Genomic DNA, 21,041 nt, shown 5'->3' with positions numbered 1-21,041 from the left:
GTGGCCCCGCAGAAGTGGCACGAACCGTGTCCGCCGCCGGTTCAGAGCTCGATTTGAGCTTCGGCCGCCGCGGCGGCCGCGGTCACCGCAGCGCCGGGTGGTCCGCCACGACCGTGCACGAGCCCGGCGCGATCTCGGTGAACCCGGCGTCCCGCACGACGGGCAGACGGCCCGATGCGAGCGCCTCCCACCGCTCGGGGTGCGCGGTGCGCACGGCAAGTGCGAAGCCCGCCTCGCGCCACAGCTCCCGGTCGGCCGGCGACAGGGCGAGCCAGGCGAGTTGCGCGCCGTGCCCGGCCTGCGCCATGGCCTTGCCCGCCGACATCTCCACCCCGGGATTCAGCCAGAGCACGGGGGTGCCCGGCTCGGCCTCCGCGGGCGACTCGGGGTCCTCCAGCTCGGTGCCGGAGACCTGCAGCCTGGCCAGGTCCTTCGGCCAGCCGTCCAGCGGCACGGGCGGGAAGACCCGCACCTCGGCCGACTTGCCCGTCACCGTGATCCCCGGCAGCGCCTCGGCGCGCCGCCACTCGGCCCCTCGGGCCCGCCGCACCACCTTGCGGATGCGGGCGTCCTCCCAGCCGTGCACGGCCTCGGCCCACTCGCCGTCCTCCGCCGTGGCGCGCTCGTCGGAGCGCAGCGCCAGGACCGCGCGGGCGGCGGTCTCCAGGGCGTCGGTGCGGGCGGGGGGCGCGTCCCGCTCGATGCGGACGACCAGCGGGAGAACGAACTGGGGACGGCTGTCACGAGGATCGGTGCTCACCGCAACAGTCTGCCACCCGGCCCGGACGGGCTTGGCAGGGGCGATCCCTCCGGGCCAGGATGTGCCCGTGCGCAGCGACCTCTTCGCGACCGAGAACACGGCGCGGCCGGCCACCGAGCCCGGCATGACCCTGCAGAACGCCAAGTCGATCAAGTACGCCGTCAACGGCGAGTGCTTCGCGCGGCAGGGCTCGATGATCGCCTTCCGCGGCAACCTGCAGTTCGAGGTGAAGGGTCAGGGAGTCGGAAAGTTCCTCAAGCGCGCCCTCACCGGCGAGGGCCTCCCGCTGATGACGGTGCGCGGCCAGGGCGAGGCCTGGTTCGCGCACGAGGCCGCCAACTGCTTCGTCATCGACATCGACCCGGGCGACAGCCTCACCATCAACGGCCGCAACGTGCTGGTCTTCGACGCGACGCTCGCCTACGAGATAAAGGTCGTCAAGGGCGCCGGCATGGTCGGCGGCGGCCTGTTCAACAGCGTGTTCACCGGTCACGGCCGCCTGGGCGTGATGTGCGAGGGAAACCCCATCGTGATCCCGGTCACCCCGCAGGCGCCGGTCTACGTCGACACCGACGCCGTCGTCGGCTGGAGCGCGCAGCTGCAGACCTCGCTGCACCGCTCACAGAGCTTCGGCTCGATGCTGCGCGGCGGTTCGGGCGAGGCGGTCCAGCTGATGCTGCAGGGCGAGGGCTTCGTGATCGTGCGGCCCAGCGAGTCGCAGCCGCACCAGCCCAGCGCCCACTGACGTGCGGCTGGAGGCGGTCGGCCGGCGCTATGGGGCGCGCGGGCCGTGGGTGCTGCGGGACGTGGGGCTGGAGCTGCCCGGGCACCAGCTGCTGCGCGTCGAGGGCGCCAACGGCAGCGGCAAGTCGACCTTCCTGCGCGTCCTGGCCGGCATCGACCGCCCCACCGCCGGGCGCGTCACCGGGCGCCCGCGCACCGCGTACGTGCCCGAGCGCTTCCCGCCCGCGCTGCCCTTCGACGCGCTGGGCTATCTCGTCCACCTCGGGCGGGTGCACGGCCTCGGCAGCCGTACCGCGGCCGACCGTGCCGGGCAGTGGCTGGAGCGCTTCGGCATCGCCCGGTACGCCCGCACGCCGCTGCGGGAGCTGTCGAAGGGCACGTGCCAGAAGGTCGCCGTCGTCCAGGCGCTGCTCGCCGAGCCGGAACTGCTCCTCCTGGACGAGGCGTGGACGGGGCTGGACCCGCAGGCGCGCGCCGTGCTGGACGACGCCGTGCGCGCCATCGTCGCCGCGGGCGGCACCGCGGTCTTCGTCGACCACGACGTCCGGCGGCTGGCCGGGGACACCACGGCAGCGCACCGCGTGGCGGACGCCCGGCTGGTGCCCGTCCCCGTGCCCGTGCCCGTGTCGCGCGACGGGGACGCCGGGCCGCTGGTGGTCGTCGAGGCCGAAGGGCGCGGAGAACCGCCCGCGGGCCTCGGTGACGGCACGTCCGCGCCCGGCACGCTCCGGCTGACCGTCCCCGCCCGCGAATCCGACGCCGTCCTGCGGCGGTTGCTCGACGCGAACCCGCCCTGGCACATCCGGGCGGTGCGCCCGGCGGCCGGGCCGACGGAGGACGCATGACCGCGCTGCTGCGCTACCAGACCGCCCTGCTGCTGCGTTCGTACCGCTGGCCGGCGCCGCTGCTGCTGTACGCCGCGCTCCTGGCGATCGGCCTCACCGCGGGGCCGCAGCCGCTGCTGGACTCCCTCGGCTGGAACGCGGCCGCGCTGCTGCCGGCCGCCGCGTGGCTGGTCCGGGTCTGCGTCACCGGCGAGCCCCCCGCCGCCCGCGCGGTGGTGGCCGCGGCCGCGGGACCGGCGCGGGCACACACGGCGGCGGTGCTGGCCGCGCTGGGGTGCTCGGCGCTGACGGGCGTCGTGGGCACCGGTGTGGTCCTGTGGGTCGCCGATCCGCACACCACCGACCACCTCAAGGCCGTGCCGCTGGGGCCGGCCGCCGTGTCGGGGGTGCTGACGGTCCTGGTGTCGGCGCTCCTGGGCACGGCGGTGGGGGCGCTCACCAATCCGCCGGTCCTGGTGCGTCCCGGCTGGGCGGTGCCGGTCACCACGGGCGCCGCGGTCGCGGTGCTCGTCGCGGGTGGTTCGCCCGCCAATGCCGCCGTGCGCGACCTGGTCACGGCCTCGCACACCGGCAGCGTCCCCTACCCGCTGCCGTCACTCCTGGCCGCCGTGGTCCTGGCGGCGGGTGCCGTGGCGGTCGCGGGGCTGCTGAGCTCCCGTCGCGGGTGACGATCCGTCAGTTCTCCAGAGCCATGCGCACGCCCAGCGCCACCAGCACCCCGCCCGAGACGAGTTCGAGCCTGCGCCGGACGGCGGCGCGGCCGACGACGGACCTCAGCCGGTCGACGAACCAGACGTACGAGCCGTACCAGCCGACCTCGAAGACCGCCCACAGGGCCGCCAGCCCCACCATCGTGGGCAGTTGGGGCGCCTCCGCGGGAACGAACTGGGGGAGGAACGACATCGCGAAGACGGCCGCCTTGGGGTTGGCCAGGTTCATGCCGAGCCCGGCCCGGTAGGCCGCCCCGGGCGTCACGAGAACGGCCCGCGGCTCCGGCTCCTCCGCGTCGCCCCCGCGGCCGCGGCGGGCCGACCGCAGCGCCTGGACGCCGAACCAGAGCAGGACCGCCGCGCCCACGATCCGTACGGCGTCGTACGCGGCCTGCGAGGCCGCGAGCAGCGCAGTGAGACCGAGGGCCGCCGACAGGCCCCACAGGAAGACGCCCGTCTCGTTGCCGAGCACGGTCAGGAAACCCGCGCGGCGGCTCCGCAGCGAGTGGCGGATGATCAGTACGGTGCTCGGCCCCGGGGCGGCGGCGATCAGCAGGCACGCCCCGAGGAACGGCAGCAGAAAGGTCGGCATCCGCTCATGGTGGGGCCGCCGCCCACGACCGCACCAGCTGTTTTCCCCGCGTCGGGTTCGCCGGGGGCCGGCACGCTACCCACCCGGCGGCGGTCCGTGAGGACGCGCCGCACGGGGAGGCGGTCAGGACGCCGGTCGGGGTCAGCCCTCCGCGGGCTCCAGCCGCAGCGAGATCGAGTTGATGCAGTAGCGCTGGTCGGTGGGGGTCGGGTAGCCCTCGCCCTCGAAGACATGGCCCAGGTGGGAGCCGCAGCGGGCGCAGCGCACCTCGGTGCGGACCATGCCCATCGAGCGGTCCTCGATCAGCTCCACGGCCTTGCTGTCCCGCGGGTCGTAGAAGGACGGCCAGCCGCAGTGGGACTCGAACTTGGTGTCGGAGGTGAACAGCTCCGCGCCGCAGGCGCGACAGGAGTAGACGCCGTTGGTCTTGGTGTCGGTGTACTCACCGGTGAACGCCGGCTCCGTCCCGGCCTTGCGGAGGACGGCGTACTCCCGCGGCGTCAGCTCCTCGCGCCACTGCTCCTCGGACTTGTCGACTTCGTACGCCATGGTGTCCTCTCCCTCGTGTCCCTCGTGCTCAGCTCTCCAGTCGGGCCAGGATCCGCGGACCGAGGTCCGTGACGTCTCCGGCGCCCATGGTGAGAACAAGGTCACCGGGTCCCGTCATTCCGGCGATCAGCGCGGGCACGGCGTCCTTGTCGTGCGCGGCGGTGACGTCGGCGCCGTGGGCGGCCGCCGCGTCGATGATCAGCGCGCTGGTGACGCCGGGGACCGGGTCCTCGCGGGCCGGGTAGATGTCCAGCACCACGGAGGCGTCGGCCAGCCCCAGGGCCTGGCCCATCTCGCGGCCGAGCTCCTGGGTGCGGCTGAACAGGTGCGGCTGGAACACCACCAGGATGCGCCGGTCGCCCGCGGCCTCGCGCAGCGCCTCCAGGTCGGCGGTCATCTCGGTGGGGTGGTGCGCGTAGGAGTCGATCACCTGGACGCCGCCCGCGGTGCCCTTCAGCTGCAGACGGCGCTTGACGCCGGTGTACGTGCCGAGCGCCTTGGCCAGGTCCTCCGCCGGGACGCCCAGCGCCATGCCGGCGGCCAGCGCGGCGACCGCGTTGTGCGCGTAGTGGCGGCCCGGGACGGAGACGGTGAAGGTGTGCTCCCGGCCGCCCAGGCACACGGTGACCTCGCCGGCCATGCCCTGCGGGGTGATCCGTGCGATCCTCAGGTCCGCGCCGGCGTCCTCGCCGACCTTGACCACGGTCAGGCCCTCGCGGCCGGCGACGCGGGCGGCGAGCTCGCGTGCCCCGGCGTGCTCGCCGACGACCAGGGTGCCGCCGGGGACGATCTTGCCGACGAAGGTCTCGAAGGACTCGTAGATCTCGTCCATCGACGCGTAGTTCGCGTGGTGGTCCAGCTCCACATTGAGCACGATCGCCACCTCGGGGTCGTACTTCTGGAAGCTGCGGTCGCTCTCGTCCGCCTCGGCCACGAAGATCTCGCCCGTGCCGTGGTGCGCGTTGGAGCCCGGGGCGTCCAGGTCGCCGCCGATGGCGTACGAGGGGTCCAGGCCCAGTGCCGACAGGCTCACCGCGAGCATGGAGGTGGTCGTGGTCTTGCCGTGCGTGCCGGCCACCGCGATCGGCCGCAGGCCCACCATGAGCGCGGCGAGCGCGTCGGAGCGGTGCACCACCGGGACGCCGCGCCCGCGAGCGGCGGCCAGCTCGGGGTTGTCGTCCCGGATCGCGCTGGAGACGACCACGCAGGTCGCGTCCGGCGCCAGGTGCTCCGCGGCGTGCCCGATGTGCACGGTCGCGCCGAGCGCCCGCAGCGCCTGCGCGGTCTCCGAGTCCCTGGCGTCGCTGCCCGCGACGCTCGCACCGCGCTGGGCGAGGATCTTCGCGATGCCCGACATCCCGGCGCCGCCGATCCCGATGAAGTGCGGTCGGTCCATGGCGGGGGGAAGAGTGGGGCTCATGCGCGCTGCTCCCTGCGTGCTCGGGCGTGTGCCGTGGTGGTCGGGCCACCTCCGATTCTTCCATCCGCGCGGGGCGGGGGACGCCCGTCCCCCGCCCCCGCCGCTCAGTCCTCGGCGTTGTGGGCGAACAGCTTCAGGACCGGCACGCCGACCTTGTGGCGGGCGCGCGAGGTCCAGTCGCGGTGGAAGAACTCCTCGACCAGGTGCGGTGCGGTCAGGACGATCACCTCGTCGGCGTGGGTCTGCTCGACGACGGACTTCAGCAGCTCGATCGGGTGACGCTCGACGACCTCCCCGACCGCCTCCTTGCCGTGGTCCCGCAGCGCTTTGAGGCTGTGACTCAGCGCTCGTTCGGCGGGCAGCAGGGCGTTCTCGCCCTCGGGCCGGTCGTGCTCGTGGACGGCCTTGTCGAGTTCGCCCAGGGCGACGTCGTCGATGGACCGCAGCAGCCGGTCCTGGTCCCCGCGGGGTTGCATCAGCACGACGAAGGAGACGGGCTCGTCGCCGTGGAGCGTGGTGACCAGCTCCACGTCGGCGGGGACGAGCGGCTGCTCGATCATGAGTACGGTCGTGAACACGGACGTGTCCTTCTTTCTCGCGGCCCCACAGGCCGGTGACGGGAACCATCCTGCCCCGTCCGGCTGTGGAGCACGCGGTGGAAGTCTTCCCGCATGGCAGCAAGCGGATTGTGCATGGCGGCGGATCGGCGGGCGGCGTTTGCCGGGTGTCCGGCCCGCCGCCGATCCGTCATCCGCGCGTGTAGCGCGTGAACAGGAACCCGTCCTCCTCGAGAATCGACACGGGGGAGAGACGGACGGGTTCCGCGACGCCGGGGCCGTTCATGATCCGCATGGCGTCCCCGGCGGTCAGCAGGGGGGCGATGGTCAGGCAGAGCTCGTCGATCACGCCGGCCGCCGCGAACTGCGCCAGCAGCCGCGGGCCGCCCTCGGTGAGCATCCGCCGCAGTCCGAGCGCGGCGAGCTCCCGCTTGGCACGGGCCGGCTCCACACCGGCACCGTCGCCCGCGACGACCACCCGCGCACCGGCCTTCTCCGCCTCCGCCACCCGGTCCGCGGGGGCGGCGGCACCGGTCAGCACCAGGGTCGGCACCAGCGGCGAGGTGAACAGCGGCAACGAGAAGTCCAGGTCCAGCCGGGCGCTCACCACGGCGATCACCGCGGCCGGCGGCTGCCCGGCGGCTGCCCGGCGGGCCGCGAACGCCTCGCGGGCCCGGGCGGGGCGGTAGCCCTCCTGGCGAACCGTTTCCGCCCCGACGACGACCACGTCGGCCAGCGCCCGCAGCACCCCGAAGACCCGCATGTCGGCCTCCGACGACAGCGGCTGCGAGCGCCCGTCGTGCCGTGCCGCGCCGTCCAGCGACGCCACCATGTTCGCCCTCAGCCACGGAAGCCCGTCTGCCCCGGCCGGGTACGCGTACGCGTCGGCCAGCGACTCGGGTGTGTCCAGGTCCGCCTCCGGCGACGCGGCGGGGCCGTTCGGGGCCGGGGTGGTCCTGAGGGTCTCGGGCGGGGGGAACAGGCGGCGCATGGCAGCAGTCTTCCACGTGCCCCCGGAGGCGTGGGGTGGGCCACTCGGGGCCGGGGGACCCGCCGCGAGGCACTACCCTGGAGAGCTGTGTCCTCGTCCTACGCCGCAGCGCCCGAATCCACCCCGATACCCGGTGGTGAACCCCCCGTGTCGCTGAGCGGCCGCGAGCCGCAGGTGCCGGCCGACCGGCTGGTGGCGGAGATGGTCCCGCCCCCGAGGTTCGACTCCGTACGGTTCGAGAACTACATCCCGGACCCGGGGCAGCCCAGCCAGGCCGAGGCCGTGCGCACGCTCGCCGCCTTCGCCGCGGCGAGCGGCGCTCCCGCCGCCCCCGGGCCCAGGCGCTGGTTCCGCCGCGCGGCGGGCCCCGCGGCGCCCGCCGGCCCCGGCGGGGTCTATCTCGACGGCGGCTACGGCGTGGGCAAGACCCACCTGCTGGCCTCGCTCTGGCACGCCACCGACGCGCCGCGCGAGCAGAAGGCCTTCGGGACCTTCGTGGAGCTGACCAACCTCGTCGGCGCCCTCGGTTTCCAGCAGGCCGTCCAGGCGCTGAGCGGGCACCGGCTGGTCTGCATCGACGAGTTCGAACTCGACGACCCCGGTGACACCGTGCTGGTCTCGACGCTGCTCGGCAAGCTCGCCGACGCGGGCGTGCGGCTCGCCGCCACCTCCAACACCCTGCCCGGCAAGCTCGGCGAGGGCCGCTTCGCCGCCGCGGACTTCCTGCGCGAGATCCAGGGCCTGTCCGCCCGCTTCCTGTCCCTGCGCATCGACGGCCAGGACTACCGTCACCGCGGTCTGCCCGAGGCGCCGGCACCGTTCTCGGACGACGAGGTCACCGCCGCCGCCGGCCGCACCGCCGGTGCCTCCCTCGACGACTTCGCCACCCTGCTGGCACATCTCGCCCGGGTCCACCCCAGCCGCTACGGCGCCCTCTGCGACGGCGTCGAGGCGGTCTTCCTGCGCGGCGTGGAACCTGTCCAGGACCAGGCCACCGCGCTGCGCCTGGTCGTCCTGGCCGACCGGCTCTACGACCGCGAGGTCCCCGTCATGGCCTCCGGCCAGCCCTTCGACCGCATCTTCAGCGAGGAGATGCTCGCGGGCGGCTACCGCAAGAAGTACTTCCGGGCGATCTCCCGGCTCACCGCCCTGGCCCGCGACGCGGCACGCCTGGCGGACTGACCGCCCCGGTCGAACCCTCTCGCGGTCCTCGCGTGCCGCTGCCCGGCGGGTCGGTGTGACGGCCGGGGGAGTCGTTCCGGGGGCATGAGTGCCTGGCGGGGGTGACCGGTTCGGGTGAACTGGGGTGCGGGGGAGCGGCGTGGCCGTTTCGGGCCGGGGGTGTCTGGTGGGTCGTCGCCCTGGCCCGGCGGCACGTGCCCAGGCTCCCGTGGGCCGGGTCGCCGCCCGGCGGGTCGGTGCGTGCCGCGGGCACGCCTTCCGGGCGTCGAGCGGCGCGGCCGGCCGCTCGGGTCGGGGAGGGCGCGGTGTCACGGGCTCCCGTACAGGGGTACGGGGCCTTCCGGCGGAACCTGCTCGGGCCGGGGGACGCGTCCGTTGGCGGGCGCCGCGGATCCGGCGGACCATCGGACAAGACGTTCGATGCCAGGGAGGGCGCCGTGCCGGATCGACGGGCCGCAACGAACGGACTGCGCTCGCTGCTCCGGGTCCCCCCGGGCGCCGGCGGGAACGTCCGGCTCCGCGCGTACGACCCCCGCGCCACCCCCGGCGGTCCGCCCGGCAAGCGCGAGGCGCGGGAGGCCGTGCCCGGTACCCGGGACCGCCTGACCGTGCTGCAGGAACGCCTCTTCGCACAGGCCACCGCGGGCGATCCGCGCTCCGTGCTCGTCGTCCTCCAGGGCACCGACACCTCGGGCAAGGGCGGTGCCGTCCGCCATCTCGCGGGCCTGCTCAACCCGGCTGGGTGCCGCATCACCGCCTTCAAGGCACCCACGGCCGAGGAGAAGTCGCACCCGTTCCTCTGGCGCATCAAGCGGGCCCTCCCGCACGCCGGGCAGATCGGCATCTTCGACCGCTCCCACTACGAGGACGTGCTCGCCGCCCGGGTCCGCGGACAGGTCCCCCCGGAGGTCTGGGAGGAGCGCTTCGAGACGATCAACTCCTTCGAGGCCTCCCTCGCCGACGACGGTGTCAGCGTCGTCAAGATCTTCCTCCACATCGGCTACGCCGAGCAGCGGGCCCGCCTGCTGGCGCGCCTCGACAACTCGTGCAAGCACTGGAAGTTCACCCCCGACGACCTCGACGACCGGGCCCTGTGGCCCGCCTACCAGGAGGCGTACGAGGCCGTGCTGAACCGCTGTTCCACCGAGACGGCCCCCTGGTACGTCGTGCCGGCGGACCGCAAGTGGTACCGCGACTGGGCGGTGGGCCGGCTGCTCATGGAGCACCTGGAACTCATCGACCCGCAGTGCCCGCCCGCGTCCTTCGACGTGGAGCACGCCCGCAAGCGGCTGCTCGGCGACTGAACGGGGCACGGGCCCGGCCGGGTTCAGGCCCTGGGCAGCCGTTCCCGCAGGACCGCGACGCAGTGGCCCGGCAGCGTGAGGAAGCGGGAGTCCGCGGGGTCGGCGCAGGGCTGCCAGGAGGCGAGCACCTCGTAGCCCCCGTGGCCGGGAGCCCCGGCCCGGCCGGCGTCGTGCAGGGGGATCCCGGCGTCCTCGGGGGAGAGGTTCACGGCGACGCGGAACGGGCCGCGTTCCAGGCACAGGGTGTGCTCGCCGGCGGTGACCCGCACCGCGTCCAGGGCCGGGTCGGTCAGCGCCGGTTCGGCGTGCCGCAGCGCGATGAGACGGCGGTACCAGGCCAGCAGGCCGGCGTGCGGGAGCCCGTCCGGCTCGGACCAGTCCAGGCACGAGCGCAGCCGGGTCGCGGGGTCCTGCGGGTCCGGGATGTCCTCGGCGTTCCAGCCGTGCGAGGCGAACTCCCGCCGCCTGCCCCGGGTGATGGCGGCGGCGAGTTCGGGGTCGCTGTGGTCGGTGAAGAACTGCCACGGCGTACGGGCGCCCCACTCCTCGCCCATGAAGAGCATCGGGGTGAACGGCGAGGTGAGCACGAGTGCCGCGGCCGCCGCCAGCAGGCCCGGGGGCACGGTGGCGGCGAGGCGGTCGCCGGTGGCGCGGTTGCCGATCTGGTCGTGGGTCTGGGTGTACGCCAGGAAGCGGTGCCCGGGCACGGTCGCGCGGTCGACCGGGCGGCCGTGCCGGCGGCCGCGGAAGCCGGAGTACGTGCCGTCGTGGAAGAAGACGCGCTCCAGCACCTTGGCGAGGGCCGCGGTCGGCGAGACGGCGAAGTCCGCGTAGTACCCCGCGGATTCGCCGGTGACGGCCGTGTGCAGGCAGTGGTGGAAGTCGTCGTTCCACTGGGCGTGCACCCCGAGCCCTCCCGCGTCGCGGGGCGTGGTGGTGAGCGGGTCGTTGCGGTCGGACTCGGCGATCAGGAACAGCGGCCGGCCCAGCGACGCCGACAGCGCGTCGACGGCCGTGGACAGCTCCTCCAGCAGGTGCACCGCGCGGGTGTCGACCAGGGCGTGCACGGCGTCGAGCCGCAGTCCGTCGAGGCGGTAGTCGCGCAGCCAGGCCAGGGCGCTGCCGACGAGGAAGTCGCGGACCTCGTCCGAGCCGGGCGCGTCCAGGTTGACGGCGTCGCCCCAGGGCGTGTGGTGCCGGTCGGTGAAGTACGGCCCGAACCGGGGGAGGTGATTGCCGGACGGGCCCAGGTGGTTGTGGACGACGTCCAGCACCACCCCGAGCCCGTGGCCGTGCGCGGCGTCCACGAACCGCTTGAGGCCGTCCGGGCCGCCGTAGGGCTCGTGGACCGCCCACAGGGACACGCCCTCGTAGCCCCAGCCGTGCGTGCCGGGGAACGGGCAGACGGGCATCAGCTCGATGTGCGTGATCCCCAACCCGGCCAGGTGCGGGAGGCGTTCGACGGCCGCGTCGAAGGTGCCGGCGGTGGTGAAGGTGCCCACGTGCAGCTCGTACAGGACCGCGCCCGGCAGCGGGCGGCCCGCCCAGTCGTGGGTCCAGTCGAAGACGTCGTGGTCGACGACCGCGCTCGCGCCGTCCGGACCGTCCGGCTGGCGGCGGGAGCGGGGGTCGGGCAACGGCGGGCCCTCGTCGAGCGCGAAAGCGTACCGCGAACCGTGTCCGGCGGGCGCCTCGGCGCACCACCAGCCCTCGCGTCCGGGGTCGCGCTCCATGTCGTGAGCCCGTCCGTCGACCCGTACCTCCACCTCACCGGCGTCCGGTGCCCACACGTCGAAGCGCATGGGCACCATGCTGCCCGCAGGCCGGGGGGTCACACCAGGTTGACGCGCTCCTGGGTGACCGGATAACCCGCCCTGGCGAAGTGCGCCGCCATCGGCAGATTGGTCTGGTCGGTGGCGGCGGCGATCTGCCGTGCGCCGTGTCCGACCAGGTCGTGGGTGCACTCCACCAGCAGGTCGTAGGCGTAGCCGTGGCCGCGCTGCTCCGGCAGGACGCCGATGAAGCCGACGCAGAACGCGGTCGGATTGCGCGCGGGCACCTGGATGCCCGCGAGCGCGCCCTCCGGCGTGTACGCCAGCCGCCACCATTCGCGCGGCGACGGGAACCAGTTGAGGACGTCCAGTTCCTCGCGCGCGGCGGCGTCGGCCCCGTGCAGTGCCACGGCCCGGCGGGTGTGGGCGTCGAGGCTGCCGGTACCGATGCGTTTCAGCACGTCCAGGATCACGGCGTCGTCCGGCTCCGGCCGGTACTCCAGCCGTCCGGTGCGCTGCGGCAGCCCGCACTCGGGCGTCCAGGTGTAGCGGTAGCGCTCGACGACCGGTTCCATGCCGGACACGATCGCCGCGTCGATGCGGGTCTGGGCGGCCTCGCGGACCTCCCGCCGCTCCCGCCAGCCGGGCGGCAGCAACAGCTCGAACTCGGCCTTCAGCGGCGCTGTCCGCAGCAGCCGCACGGCGGCGTCGGCGTCGGTGAAGTCGAACCAGTCCAGGGCGATCGGCTTGTCGTCGGTGGGAGCGCCCCACCAGGCCGCGCGGGCGACGACCGTGCCGCCGCGCAGGGCCACCCAGGTCCAGTCGGGGCGGTACTCGCCGCCCTCGTCGGGCATCGCGTAGGTGTGGCCCAGCAGGGACCGGCCGACCAGGCCGGTGTCCTCGGGAACCAGGGAGTGGAAGAGATGCGTCTCACCCGCGACGAGCGGGCGGATGACCAGGTCGGTCATGACAGGAGGAGTCCTCACGGGAGAGTGGGGCGCTCCCGGTCAGACGGAGATCGCCCTGCGGACATCGGGGCGGGAGCGCGGAGTGGTGAACACGTACATGGCTTCCGCCTCCTTCCTCGGTCACGGGCGTGTGAGCACCGTAGCCATGCCGACTCCCGCGCGTCCATTGCTTTTTGCGCCCGCGCCCGCGGAGCCGGGCGACCGGTCCCGCCGACAACGGCGCGTCGGGGCCGGGCTTCTGGACACTCCGGGGCGTTCGGCCCGACAATCACGCACGTGAGCCACGAGTTCCCGACCTATTCCGCGCCGCCGTCCGCACCCGCGCCACGGCCCACCGAGGCGGAGCGCGAGCACGCCATCGAGGTGCTGCGCGGCGGTGCCGTGGACGGACGGCTCTCGCACGACACCTTCCTGCAGCGGGTGGAACTCGCCCTCACGGCCGGCCGCTCCGACGAGCTGGACGCGCTCATCGCCGACCTCCCGCCCGCCGAGGGCCGGATGGCGCGACTGGGCCGGTGGCTGGAGCGCGGCGTCGCCAGGATCTCCGCCCTGCAGGTCCGTTTCCGCGACGCCTGGCAGGCCGAGAAGCTGCCCCCGCTGCTCTTCCCCGCCCCCGGGCCGGTCCCGCTGCGCATAGGCCGCGACCTGTCCTGCGGCTTCCGCCTCAGCCACGCCTCCGCCTCCCGCATCCACGCCGAACTGCGCCACGAGCACGGCATCTGGGTGCTGCGCGACCTCGGCTCCATGAACGGGACCTGGGTCAACGGTCGCCGGGTCATGGGCGCGGCGGTCGTCCGCCCCGGCGACCGGGTCACCTTCGGCGCCATGCACTTCCGCCTGGCGGCGGTCTGACGGGCACGGCCCGGGGTCCGCCGCCGGCGGTCCCACCCCGGCTCGTCCTAGCCGCCGATCAGCGGTTCGTAGGGCTCGTGGTCGTCGTCGTCCACGTACGGCAGGAAGTCCGGCACCGTGCGCGCCGCGGTCGCCAGCAGCCGGGCCACCGCCTCGTCCGCCGGCGGCGGCGTCAGCCCGAGGGCGGCGGCCACCTCCTCCCGCGCGCGGTCGAAGTCCGGCATGTCGGCGCGGACCTGCGCCTCCAGTTCGGGCAGCGGGAAACCGGCTGCCGCGTCGCGCCACAGCGGGCACACGACCACCAGCTCGACCGCCTCCCGCAGGCTCGCCCCGATCAACGCCGCCTGGCCCTCGGAGTCCGCGTACAGGACCGGCCGGACGGGGTCGCCCTCCTTCCCCACCAGGAAGTACGTGCCTCCCGCGCCGTCCCCCGCTATCGGGCGCAGCGGATCGCCCGAGGGAAGGGTCAGTTCCTCCACCGGCGACCGCCGGCCGAGGTCGAAATCGCCCGGCCACGCGAGGTACGCGGTCACGGCCGGGTCGCTCGCGAGGCGGGCGAGCAGGTCCTCAGGTACGGCGGAAAGGTGCGCCGAGTTCGATGCGTCCATGGGGAAAAGCTAGCCGCGGGGTCCGACACTCCGGCCCGCCGCGGACGTCCAGGTCCGCGGCGGGCTCCCCGTCAGTGCTCGATGTCGCGCACCAGGAGACCCACGGGCAGCCGGTCCAGCAGCGCCTCCAGAGGCAGCACGCCCTCGAACCTGCGGTCCGTCAGCACTTCCGTCCACACCCCCTCGGGCAGGACCAGTTCGGTGCCGCGCCAGCCGCCGGCCTCCGCAAGCCGCCGGGAGAGCCGGGTGACCACGGTCAGCGCCCGGCCGCCCCGGACGAAGGCGACACAGTGCGCGCCCGCCGTGCCGCGGGCGTACAGCGGCTCGTAGCCCGCCTCGGGGCCGGTGAACCACTGCGGCCGGGACCGGCGCAGCCGCAGCGCGGCGACCGTGACGAGGCGCTTCTCGCTCGGCGGGCCGTCGGCCGCGCCCGGGTCGTAGGGCGCGCGGTTGGCGGGGTCGACGAGCAGCAACTGCCGCTCCTCGTCGCCCTGGTACACGTCCGGCACGCCCGGCATGGTCAGGTGCGCCAGGTGCGCGCCGAGGGCGTTGACGCGCTCCGGGGCGGCCAGCTCGTCCGCGATGCGCCCGGTGGCGAAGGCCGACGGCCCGCCGACCAGCTCCCGGACAAAGTCCGTCAGCTCCCGCTCGTACTCCGGGCGCTGGTCGGTCCACGCGGTGCGCAGACCCGCCTCCCGCTCGGACTTGAGCATGGTGGCCGCGACCAGGTCCGCGGCGGCCGGGTCGCAGAAGACCGCGGCGTACTGCCACGCCTGGTACTCCACGTGCCGCTCGGGCAGCGGCACCCCGCGGCCGGCGAGGTAGGCGCGCAGCTGCTCCGAGGTCTCCGTCAGCCACCGAGCCCAGGGGCCGGGCAGCTCCGTGAGGGCGGCCAGGCGTGCGCGGACGTCGGCGCTGCGCTTGGTGTCGTGGGTGGAGCGCACGGTCCCGGTCAGCGGCCAGTCGGAGCGCAGCCGCTCGCAGAAGGCGTGGAACTCCTCGGGTGAGGTGGCGGGGCGGTCCGGTTCGCGGCCCACCTCGTTGAGGCACAGCAGCGGGTAGTAGCGGTAGAAGGCGGTGTCCTCCGCGGACTTGGCGCGCAGCGCGGACGAGACCTGCGCGAAGCGCACGGCGAAATCGGCCACGTCCGCGCCGCCGTCCCCGTCCTCGCCGCCGAGCGCGCCACCGGCCTCGGCGCCGCCCTCGGCGCCGTCCCCGTCCCCGCCGCCGTCACCGAACCGCCCGAGCGCCAGGTCGCGGATGGTCTCCGCGGCGGGCAGCCCGGTGGCCTCCGCCGCGGCCTCCAGCAGCGCGACGTCCTCCTCGGGAGCGGGCTCGCCGGGCACGACGTACGGCCGGTAGCGCGGCAGCCGCACCAGGACCTCCCGGAGCGCCTCGCGCAGCACCCGCTCGTCCCCTCCGGTGGCCCGGACGGCGGCGCGGGTCAGCCGGTCCACCTCGGCGGCGAGGTCGTGGACGACGATCCGGTGCGCGGCGGCCCGCACGGTCGGCTCCCAGAGACCGCCCTGCTCGGCGGCCGCGCCGGTGAACTCCCGGTAGAAGCCGGCGATCTCCTCGGCCCCCGCGGGGTCGGTGAACAGCCCGTCCAGGCGGTCGAGGGCGTCGTAGCCGGTGGTGCCGGCGCAGGCCCAGCCGGCCGGGAGGCGTTCGTCACCGGTGAGGATCTTCTCCACGACCGTCCAGCGGCCGGCGGAGGCCTCGGCGAGCCGCCGCAGGTAGCCGGCCGGGTCCGCGAGGCCGTCCGGGTGGTCGATGCGCAGGCCGTCGGCCACGCCCTCGTCCAGCAGCCGCAGCAGGGTGGCGTGGGTGGCGGCGAAGACCTCGGGGTCCTCGACGCGGACGGCGATCAGTTCGGAGATGGTGAAGAAGCGCCGGTAGTTCAGCTCCGAGCGGGCCTGCCGCCACCACGCCAGCCGGTACCACTGGGCGTCCAGCAGGCGCCGCAGCGGCAGTTCCCCGGTGCCGGGCCGCAGCGGGAAGGCGTGGTCGTGATAGCGCAGGACCCGCTCGCCGGCGTCCCGGTCGCGCTCCACGCGCAGGTCGTCGAGCACGTCCTCCAGGGGCGCGCCGAGCACCGGCAGCAGCAGTCGGTCGCCCTGTGCGGCCCAGTCGATGTCGAACCAGCGCGCGTACGGGGACTCCGGGCCCTCCCGGAGCACCTCCCACAGCGGCCGGGCCAGGTACTCCGGCGCCGGTACGGCCATGTGGTTGGGCACGACGTCCAGCACCAGGCCGAGGCCGTGCGACCGGGCAGTGCGGGCCAGCGACCGCAGGCCCTTCTCGCCGCCCAGTTCCTCGCGCACCTGGGTGTGGTCCACGACGTCGTAGCCGTGGGTGGAGCCGGGGACGGCCTGCAGCACGGGGGACAGGTGGAGATGGGAGACGCCGAGCGCGGCCAGATGGGGGACGACGGCCTCGGCGGCGGCGAAGGGGAAGTCCGGCTGGAGCTGCAGGCGGTAGGTGGCCGTCGGCACGGCGGGGGCGACAGCGGTCGGCGGGGTCGCGGCGCTTTCTGTCATAGCTTTCTGCCTACCCCGCCGGCCGGTGTGCCCATCACACCGGGACGCCGGTTACGCCGGCCGTTGCAGCACCACCATGCTCCGGTCGGCCAGCCGCAGCCGGTCGCCCTGAGTCACCTTCCGCCCGCTGCCCGCCGGCACGCCCTCCGGCCGCTGGGTGTCCACGACGACCTGCCACTCCTTGCCGTGGTTGACCGGCACCACGAAGTCCAGCGGCTCGTGCCAGGCATTGCACATCAGCAGGAAGGAGTCGTCGGCGATGCGCTCGCCGCGGTCGCCCGGCTCGGAGATCGCGCTGCCGTTGAGGAAGACCACCAGGGCGTTGGCCTGGGCCTCCCAGTCGTCCTGGGTCATCTCGTCACCCTCAGGGGTGAACCAGGCGATGTCCGAGAGCTCGTCGTGCGTGCCCTCCATCGGCCGCCCGTGGAAGAAGCGGCGGCGCCGGAAGACCGGGTGGTCGCGGCGGAGCCACACCATCTGCCGGGTGAACTCGTGCAGCTGCTCGGCCCTGGTGTCGCCCTCCTTGGGCCAGGGCACCCAGGCCAGCTCGTTGTCCTGGCAGTAGGCGTTGTTGTTGCCCTGCTGGCTGCGGCCGAACTCGTCGCCGTGGGAGATCATCGGCACGCCCTGGGAGAGCATCAGGGTGGCGATGAAGTTGCGCATCTGGCGCTCGCGCAGGGCGAGCACGGCCTCGTCGTCGGTGTCGCCCTCGGCGCCGCAGTTCCATGAGCGGTTGTGGCTCTCGCCGTCCCGGTTGCTCTCGCCGTTGGCCTCGTTGTGCTTCTCGTTGTACGACACCAGGTCACGCAGCGTGAAGCCGTCGTGGCAGGTCACGAAGTTGATGGAGGCGAGCGGGCGGCGGCCGTCGTCCTGGTAGAGGTCGGACGAGCCGGTCAGCCGGGAGCCGAACTCGGCGAGCGTGGCGGGCTCCCCGCGCCACAGGTCGCGCACCGTGTCACGGAACTTGCCGTTCCACTCGGTCCACAGCGGGGGGAAGTTGCCCACCTGGTAGCCGCCCTCGCCGACGTCCCAGGGCTCGGCGATCAGCTTCACCTGGCTGACCACCGGGTCCTGCTGCACCAGGTCGAAGAACGACGACAGCCGGTCGACTTCGTGGAACTGCCGGGCGAGCGTCGCGGCGAGGTCGAAGCGGAAGCCGTCCACGTGCATCTCGGTGACCCAGTAGCGCAGTGAGTCCATGATCAACTGGAGCACGTGGGGGCTGCGCATCAGCAGCGAGTTGCCGGTGCCGGTGGTGTCCATGTAGTAGCGCGGGTCGTCGGCGAGCCGGTAGTACGAGGCGTTGTCGATGCCCCGGAAACACAGCGTCGGCCCCAGGTGGCTGCCCTCGGCGGTGTGGTTGTAGACCACGTCGAGGATCACCTCGATGCCGGCCTTGTGCAGCGCGCGCACCGCGGTCTTGAACTCCAGCACCTGCTGTCCGCGGTCGCCCATCGAGGAGTACGCGTTGTGCGGGGCGAAGAAGCCGAGCGTGTTGTAGCCCCAGTAATTGTGCAGCCCCTCGTCCACCAGACGGTGGTCGTGGACGAACTGGTGCACCGGCATCAGTTCCAGCGTGGTGACGCCGAGCTCCACCAGGTGGGAGATGACCGCCGGATGGGCGAGTGCCGCATAGGTGCCGCGGATCTCCTCAGGGAGCTCCGGGTGCTGCATGGTCAGGCCGCGCACGTGGGCCTCGTAGATGACGGTGCGGTGGTAGTCGATGCGCGGGCTGCGGTCGTCGGTCCAGTCGAAGTAGGGGTTCACCACCACGGAGGACATCGTGTGCGGCGCCGAGTCCAGGTCGTTGCGGGACTCCGGCTGACCGAAGCGGTAGCCGTACACCGCCTCGTCCCAGTCGATCGAGCCGCTTATCGCCTTCGCGTACGGGTCCAGGAGCAGCTTCGCCGAGTTGCAGCGGTGCCCCTGGGTCGGCTCGTGGGGTCCGTGGACCCGGAAGCCGTACCGCTGACCGGGCATGATGCCCGGCACATAGGCGTGGCGGACGAAGGCGTCGGCTTCACGCAGCTCGACGGCGGTCTCCGACCCGTCGTCGTGCAGCAGACACAGCTCGATCCGCTCCGCCGCCTCCGAGAAGACCGCGAAATTGGTGCCGGCGCCGTCGTACGTGGCGCCGAGGGGGTATGCCTGACCCGGCCAGACCTGCATGTCGTCGACTCTTCCACTCCACTGCCGGGCGCCGGTAGCCCGCACCCCCGGTCACAACGTGCCGAAAGGGCATCGTCACGCACCCGCACCCGCGATGGCACGCTATTGCCGAGATCTTCCCCGGTACGAGTGTTCCAATTCCCCTGCCTGCCGCAAGAATCCGCTCGCCACGGGCAACCTGGGTCGCCGCGCCGTCATCTGAACAGGTGACAGTACGACACAGGAGGGACTTACGTGACAGATCAGGGGGAAAGCCGTCCCACGGGGAAAACGGGGGCGGCCGGACGTGGCGTCAGGCGCGTCTTATGGGGCGCCGGCATGGCCGTCGCCGCCACCGCGGTGATGGTGGGCATCACCCTTCCGCGCGCCGCTTCCGCGGGCGACGACCACTCCACGACGGCCGGCTCCGCCGTGCCGTCGGGAGCGCCGTCGCAGCAGGGAGCCGGTGGCGACAGCGGTACCGGCACGGGCAGTGACGCCGTGACGGGCATTCAGGCGCCCCAGGGCGGACAGCAGACCGGACCGGGGCCCCTGACCAGGGCCGAGGTCGACCGGGCGAAGTCCATAGCCCTGCAGCGCGACGGTCTGCGCAGTGCGCGGGACGTGGACGGTGGGCGGGGGCCGGAGTACCTCGACACCGACCTGGCGGCCCCGGCGGACGACCCCGCGCGGACCGATGAGGACCGCCGGGCCGAGGTGCTGTTCTACGACTACGGGCACGACCGGCTCGTGAAGAAGACCGTCGACCTCACCCGTGGCACCGTCGAGCGCACGGACACCGCCTCCGGCCTGCAGCCGCCTCCCTCGGCCGACGAGACCGCCGAGGCGGCCGGGCTGCTCATCAAGGACCCGCTCGGCCAGGGACTGCGGGACGACTTCTCGGCGGCCACCGAGGGAGCCGCGCTCACCTCGCCCGATCAGCTGCGGCTGCGCGGCATCTCCTTCAACACCGCGGAGCAGTCCGCACCGGCCGGCTTGCGCAAGTGCGGCGAGCACCGGTGCGTACGTCTGTTCACGCAAGTGAAGGACGGGCCGTGGATCGACACGACCCGGTTCGTCGTCGATCTCAGCGACCGCACCGTCGGCCGGATCCACTAAGAGCGGAGACCCAGCAACCATGCGCACCGCACACGTGCGCCGGGCCGTCGGTACGGCCTCGGCGCTCCTGCTCCTGCCCGCGCTCGTCGCGGGGACGACACCTGGCACGGCCACCGCGGCCGTCGCGGCGCCACGCGCCGCCCAGGCGGCCGCCGGCTGCGGCACCGCCACCGCCCTCACCAAGAAGCTGCCGAACGGGACCACCTGGACCATGTGCTGGCGCATCAGCGGCACCAAGGGCCTGGTCCTGGAGAAGATCGCCTACCAGCCGCGCAAGGAACCGCATCCGATCAAGGTGCTGGACTCCGCGGCACTCGCCCAGGTCAACGTGCCCTACGACTCCGGCCTGACCGAGTACAACGACCTGTCCGACATCGGCTTCGGCAACACGGCCGTCGACATCGGCAGCGACGAGTGCCCCGGCGGCACCATCGGCTCCGCCTACGTCCCGCAGCAGGAACGCACCGTCAAGGCACTGTGCGCCACCACCGCGCCGCACGGCTACGCCTACCGCAGCGATGTCCAGGACGAGCGGGGCAACGCAAAGAAGTACACCAAGCAGGGCAGTGACCTGGTGGTCTTCTCCGTCTCGCAGCTCGGCTGGTACGAGTACGTCACCCAGTGGAACTTCTCCGACGACGGCACCGTCACCGCCAAGGTCGGCGCCACCGGCGACCTGTCGCCCTCCGACTACAGCGGCGAGGGCACCGGCTGGCCCATCGGCAAGGGCGGCCACGACCACGCGACCAGCCACTACCACTCCGTCTTCTGGCGGCTGGACTTCGCCGCCGACGGCTCCGCCCGCTCCAAGGTCGAGCAGTACGACACCAAGACGGCCGGCCGGGGGAGCGGTTCCGCCGTCCTGAAGACCACCCGGACCCCGGTCGCGAAGGAACTGGCCGCGACCTCCGCGCTGCGGCGCTGGTGGCGCGTGGTCTCCCCGACCGCGAAGAACACCGACCGGCACCCGCGCTCCTGGGAGCTGGTCCAGCAGCACTCCGACCACTACGACGCCCACGCCTACACCTCCAAGGACGTGTACGTCACCCAGTACCGCGCCTGCGAGCAACTGGCCAGCGGCAACAGCGACCCGGCCTGCGCCGGCCGGGGCACCTCGGTGGACAAGTGGGCGAACGCCGAGACCCTCACCCACCCCGTGGTGTGGGTGAACGTCGGCTTCCACCACATCCCCCGCGACGAGGACCAGACGCCCATGCCGATCCACTGGCAGGGTTTCCAGCTCGTGCCCCGGGACGTCACGGCGATGAGCCCGCTCACCCCGGACGACCTCGCGGGCCACAACGGCCGTGCCCATTGAGGCCGTTGGCAGGTCGAAGCGAGTAAGCATGTGGTGAAGTAGCGTCGTTACGGCTGCACCGC

The 21,041-nt window shown here is 73.5% G+C and carries 19 protein-coding genes; 8 read left to right on the top strand and 11 right to left on the bottom strand.

Going from position 1 to position 21,041, the window contains the following annotated elements; translation table 11 throughout:
* Positions 1-82: 82 nt before the first annotated feature.
* Positions 83-886, bottom strand: a complete 804-nt coding sequence (locus tag PV364_RS07915) for a peptidyl-tRNA hydrolase (RefSeq protein ID WP_319659009.1) — start codon at positions 884-886, stop codon at positions 83-85.
* On the opposite strand from PV364_RS07915, the gene PV364_RS07910 reads away from it, so the two are divergent.
* The 3 genes from PV364_RS07910 to PV364_RS07900 are packed head-to-tail and all read left to right on the top strand — an operon-like array spanning position 828 to position 3,017.
* Positions 828-1,505, top strand: a complete 678-nt coding sequence (locus tag PV364_RS07910) for an AIM24 family protein (RefSeq protein WP_319659008.1) — start codon at positions 828-830, stop codon at positions 1,503-1,505. The two genes, PV364_RS07915 and PV364_RS07910, sit on opposite strands and share 59 nt — an antisense overlap.
* Before the next feature lies 1 nt (position 1,506).
* Positions 1,507-2,349: an ATP-binding cassette domain-containing protein gene (locus PV364_RS07905; protein WP_319659007.1), complete on the top strand. Its 843-nt coding sequence runs from the start codon at positions 1,507-1,509 to the stop codon at positions 2,347-2,349.
* Complete coding sequence (locus PV364_RS07900) at positions 2,346-3,017, top strand: ABC transporter (RefSeq protein WP_319659006.1); 672 nt, start codon at positions 2,346-2,348, stop codon at positions 3,015-3,017. Before PV364_RS07905 ends, PV364_RS07900 begins: the two co-directional genes overlap by 4 nt.
* Positions 3,018-3,024: 7 nt before the next feature.
* Here PV364_RS07900 and PV364_RS07895 read toward each other — a convergent pair whose 3' ends face one another.
* From PV364_RS07895 to PV364_RS07875, 5 genes are all read right to left on the bottom strand, one after another.
* Positions 3,025-3,651, bottom strand: coding sequence for a LysE family translocator (locus PV364_RS07895; RefSeq protein ID WP_319659005.1), 627 nt, complete (start codon positions 3,649-3,651; stop codon positions 3,025-3,027).
* Positions 3,652-3,792: 141 nt separating this feature from the next.
* Positions 3,793-4,200, bottom strand: a complete 408-nt coding sequence (msrB, locus tag PV364_RS07890) for a peptide-methionine (R)-S-oxide reductase MsrB (RefSeq protein WP_319659004.1) — start codon at positions 4,198-4,200, stop codon at positions 3,793-3,795.
* A 28-nt stretch (positions 4,201-4,228) separates the two neighbouring features.
* A complete protein-coding gene (gene murC / locus PV364_RS07885; RefSeq protein WP_319659003.1) occupies positions 4,229-5,620 on the bottom strand; it encodes a UDP-N-acetylmuramate--L-alanine ligase in 1,392 nt (463 codons plus the stop codon).
* Between the two features lie 104 nt (positions 5,621-5,724).
* On the bottom strand, positions 5,725-6,198 hold the full coding sequence (locus PV364_RS07880) for an indole-3-glycerol phosphate synthase (protein ID WP_319659002.1): 474 nt from the start codon (positions 6,196-6,198) through the stop codon (positions 5,725-5,727).
* A gap of 169 nt (positions 6,199-6,367) precedes the next feature.
* On the bottom strand, positions 6,368-7,168 hold the full coding sequence (locus PV364_RS07875) for a pyrimidine reductase family protein (protein WP_319659001.1): 801 nt from the start codon (positions 7,166-7,168) through the stop codon (positions 6,368-6,370).
* Between the two features lie 87 nt (positions 7,169-7,255).
* On the opposite strand from PV364_RS07875, the gene zapE reads away from it, so the two are divergent.
* Positions 7,256-8,350, top strand: a complete 1,095-nt coding sequence (zapE, locus tag PV364_RS07870; RefSeq protein ID WP_319659000.1) for a cell division protein ZapE — start codon at positions 7,256-7,258, stop codon at positions 8,348-8,350.
* A 437-nt stretch (positions 8,351-8,787) separates the two neighbouring features.
* On the top strand, positions 8,788-9,654 hold the full coding sequence (locus tag PV364_RS07865; RefSeq protein WP_319658999.1) for a PPK2 family polyphosphate kinase: 867 nt from the start codon (positions 8,788-8,790) through the stop codon (positions 9,652-9,654).
* Between the two features lie 23 nt (positions 9,655-9,677).
* Here PV364_RS07865 and treZ read toward each other — a convergent pair whose 3' ends face one another.
* Positions 9,678-11,456: a malto-oligosyltrehalose trehalohydrolase gene (gene treZ, locus PV364_RS07860; protein WP_319658998.1), complete on the bottom strand. Its 1,779-nt coding sequence runs from the start codon at positions 11,454-11,456 to the stop codon at positions 9,678-9,680.
* 29 nt (positions 11,457-11,485) lie between these two features.
* A complete protein-coding gene (locus PV364_RS07855; RefSeq protein WP_319658997.1) occupies positions 11,486-12,394 on the bottom strand; it encodes a GNAT family N-acetyltransferase in 909 nt (302 codons plus the stop codon).
* Between the two features lie 276 nt (positions 12,395-12,670).
* Between PV364_RS07855 and PV364_RS07850 the strand changes: the two genes are divergently transcribed.
* Positions 12,671-13,246: a DUF1707 and FHA domain-containing protein gene (locus PV364_RS07850; RefSeq protein WP_319658996.1), complete on the top strand. Its 576-nt coding sequence runs from the start codon at positions 12,671-12,673 to the stop codon at positions 13,244-13,246.
* Positions 13,247-13,293: 47 nt separating this feature from the next.
* Here PV364_RS07850 and PV364_RS07845 read toward each other — a convergent pair whose 3' ends face one another.
* The 3 genes from PV364_RS07845 to glgX form a co-directional block, all read right to left on the bottom strand.
* Complete coding sequence (locus PV364_RS07845) at positions 13,294-13,854, bottom strand: hypothetical protein (RefSeq protein WP_319658995.1); 561 nt, start codon at positions 13,852-13,854, stop codon at positions 13,294-13,296.
* Positions 13,855-13,925: 71 nt separating this feature from the next.
* A complete protein-coding gene (treY, locus tag PV364_RS07840) occupies positions 13,926-16,394 on the bottom strand; it encodes a malto-oligosyltrehalose synthase (RefSeq protein ID WP_319658994.1) in 2,469 nt (822 codons plus the stop codon).
* 51 nt (positions 16,395-16,445) lie between these two features.
* Positions 16,446-18,563: a glycogen debranching protein GlgX gene (gene glgX / locus PV364_RS07835; protein ID WP_319658993.1), complete on the bottom strand. Its 2,118-nt coding sequence runs from the start codon at positions 18,561-18,563 to the stop codon at positions 16,446-16,448.
* 318 nt (positions 18,564-18,881) lie between these two features.
* Between glgX and PV364_RS07830 the strand changes: the two genes are divergently transcribed.
* Together PV364_RS07830 and PV364_RS07825 are read left to right on the top strand one after the other, a co-directional pair.
* Positions 18,882-19,661 carry a Tat pathway signal sequence domain protein gene (locus PV364_RS07830; protein WP_319658992.1) on the top strand — a complete coding sequence of 260 codons (780 nt, stop codon included), beginning with the start codon at positions 18,882-18,884 and terminating at the stop codon, positions 19,659-19,661.
* Between the two features lie 19 nt (positions 19,662-19,680).
* Positions 19,681-20,979, top strand: coding sequence for a copper amine oxidase (locus tag PV364_RS07825; RefSeq protein WP_319658991.1), 1,299 nt, complete (start codon positions 19,681-19,683; stop codon positions 20,977-20,979).
* Positions 20,980-21,041: the final 62 nt, after the last annotated feature.

The organism is Streptomyces sp. MI02-7b (assembly GCF_033793585.1).
Classification (GTDB): Bacteria; Actinomycetota; Actinomycetes; order Streptomycetales; family Streptomycetaceae; genus Actinacidiphila.
Note: the sequence above shows the minus strand (reverse complement) of the source record. Positions and strands in the feature narration are given on the sequence as shown.

Coding starts and splice junctions, on each gene's coding strand:
- PV364_RS07915 (WP_319659009.1), bottom strand. CDS start 886: ATGCCGGGCTCGGTGGCCGGCCGCGCCGTGTTCTCGGTCGCGAAGAGG.
- PV364_RS07900 (WP_319659006.1), top strand. CDS start 2,346: ATGACCGCGCTGCTGCGCTACCAGACCGCCCTGCTGCTGCGTTCGTAC.
- PV364_RS07895 (WP_319659005.1), bottom strand. CDS start 3,651: ATGCCGACCTTTCTGCTGCCGTTCCTCGGGGCGTGCCTGCTGATCGCC.
- msrB (WP_319659004.1), bottom strand. CDS start 4,200: ATGGCGTACGAAGTCGACAAGTCCGAGGAGCAGTGGCGCGAGGAGCTG.
- murC (WP_319659003.1), bottom strand. CDS start 5,620: ATGAGCCCCACTCTTCCCCCCGCCATGGACCGACCGCACTTCATCGGG.
- PV364_RS07875 (WP_319659001.1), bottom strand. CDS start 7,168: ATGCGCCGCCTGTTCCCCCCGCCCGAGACCCTCAGGACCACCCCGGCC.
- treZ (WP_319658998.1), bottom strand. CDS start 11,456: ATGCGCTTCGACGTGTGGGCACCGGACGCCGGTGAGGTGGAGGTACGG.
- PV364_RS07855 (WP_319658997.1), bottom strand. CDS start 12,394: ATGACCGACCTGGTCATCCGCCCGCTCGTCGCGGGTGAGACGCATCTC.
- PV364_RS07845 (WP_319658995.1), bottom strand. CDS start 13,854: ATGGACGCATCGAACTCGGCGCACCTTTCCGCCGTACCTGAGGACCTG.
- treY (WP_319658994.1), bottom strand. CDS start 16,394: ATGACAGAAAGCGCCGCGACCCCGCCGACCGCTGTCGCCCCCGCCGTG.
- glgX (WP_319658993.1), bottom strand. CDS start 18,563: ATGCAGGTCTGGCCGGGTCAGGCATACCCCCTCGGCGCCACGTACGAC.
- PV364_RS07830 (WP_319658992.1), top strand. CDS start 18,882: ATGGCCGTCGCCGCCACCGCGGTGATGGTGGGCATCACCCTTCCGCGC.
- PV364_RS07825 (WP_319658991.1), top strand. CDS start 19,681: ATGCGCACCGCACACGTGCGCCGGGCCGTCGGTACGGCCTCGGCGCTC.